General features: G+C 50.5%; 3 protein-coding genes. 1 reads left to right on the top strand and 2 read right to left on the bottom strand.

The features are described from left to right. On the bottom strand, positions 1 to 236 hold a 236-nt coding region (locus D6694_00055; GenBank protein ID RMH48850.1), incomplete at its 3' end, for a hypothetical protein. Then, complete coding sequence (locus tag D6694_00050) at positions 223 to 783, bottom strand: oligoribonuclease (protein ID RMH48849.1); 561 nt, start codon at positions 781 to 783, stop codon at positions 223 to 225. The genes D6694_00050 and D6694_00055, both read right to left, overlap by 14 nt. Positions 784 to 891: 108 nt before the next feature. Between D6694_00050 and D6694_00045 the strand changes: the two genes are divergently transcribed. Continuing rightward, positions 892 to 1235, top strand: a 344-nt coding sequence (locus D6694_00045) for a 4a-hydroxytetrahydrobiopterin dehydratase (protein RMH48851.1), incomplete at its 3' end; no start/stop codon positions are given.

Below are 1235 nucleotides of genomic sequence, written 5' to 3'. Positions count from 1 at the left end.
GCCTCCTGAATCACGTCCAACATACATTGCACCAATTGTGGCATCCTGTCCGGCGGCCGCCTGCGCCCGTCCTTCCGCCTTTTTTGCATGTATGGAAATTCAAAACGCACCACACCAAAACCACAACACGCAAGCCCTTTGGCCATCGTCGTCATCCATGGCGCATCCATCATCACCCCCGCACCATGGGCAAAAATAATCACACCATGCTCAAATTGGCCATCAATTTGGTACATGGCCACCCAAACGTCCCATGAACTGCCGATAGTAACGAAGCTCGTCTATCGATTCCCGAATGTCATCCAAGGCCAAATGCGTCCCTTTCTTCTCAAAACCATCCAGGATGTCAGGGCTCCACCGACGCGCCAGCTCCTTAATGGTGCTGACATCAATATGACGATAATGGAAAAAAGCCTCCAATGTAGGCATGTAACGCGCCAAAAAGCGTCGATCCTGACAAATGGTATTGCCACACATGGGTGATTTCCCTTTGGGGACATACCTAGCCAGGAAATCAATGGTCATCTGTTCTGCTTGACGCTCATCCACTTGGCTGGCACGGACACGTTCAATCAGACCGCTATTGCCATGCGTCGTTTGGCACCATTCATCCATTCGGTTGAGCACCTCATCCGGCTGATGAATGGCGATGACCGGCCCCTCCGCAATCACTTCAAGCTGGGCATTGGTCACAATGGTGGCAATTTCGATAATTCGATCCTGCATTGGGTCTAGGCCGGTCATTTCCAGATCAATCCAAATTAAGTTGTCTTCCGCCAACATCGGTGATGTCTCCCTTATGGCACGTGAATGCCCATAGCATAGGTATCGCTTTGCCCAGCGTAAAGGGGTAACATGTTGCCGGTCATCAAAAACTCGGAGGGGAAAACCATGCAGCCCTTACATGAACAACAATGCCAACACGATGAATCAAGCCGTCAGCCGTTGTCTGCAGAAGAGCGAGATGCATTACTCGCTCAGTTGCCGGAATGGGAAGTTGTCAATGGCGGCAAAGGCATTCGGCGGACATTTGTGTTCAAGAATTACTATCACACGATGAGCTTTGTCAACGCGGTCGCTTGGATTGCCAACAAAGAAGCCCATCACCCTGATCTTGAGGTCTCGTATAATCGCTGCGTTGTGACCTACACGACACATGACATGGATGCGCTCGGTCGTAACGACCTGATATGTGCGGCAAAAATCGATCAATTGCTCAATGTTGGCCAATTTGG

This window comes from Gammaproteobacteria bacterium, assembly GCA_003696665.1.
GTDB lineage: Bacteria > Pseudomonadota > Gammaproteobacteria > Enterobacterales.
Note: the sequence above shows the minus strand (reverse complement) of the source record. Positions and strands in the feature narration are given on the sequence as shown.

What these genes read in the sequence shown, in the direction of transcription:
- D6694_00050 (RMH48849.1), bottom strand. Translation starts at nt 783, where the DNA reads ATGTTGGCGGAAGACAACTTAATTTGGATTGATCTGGAAATGACCGGC.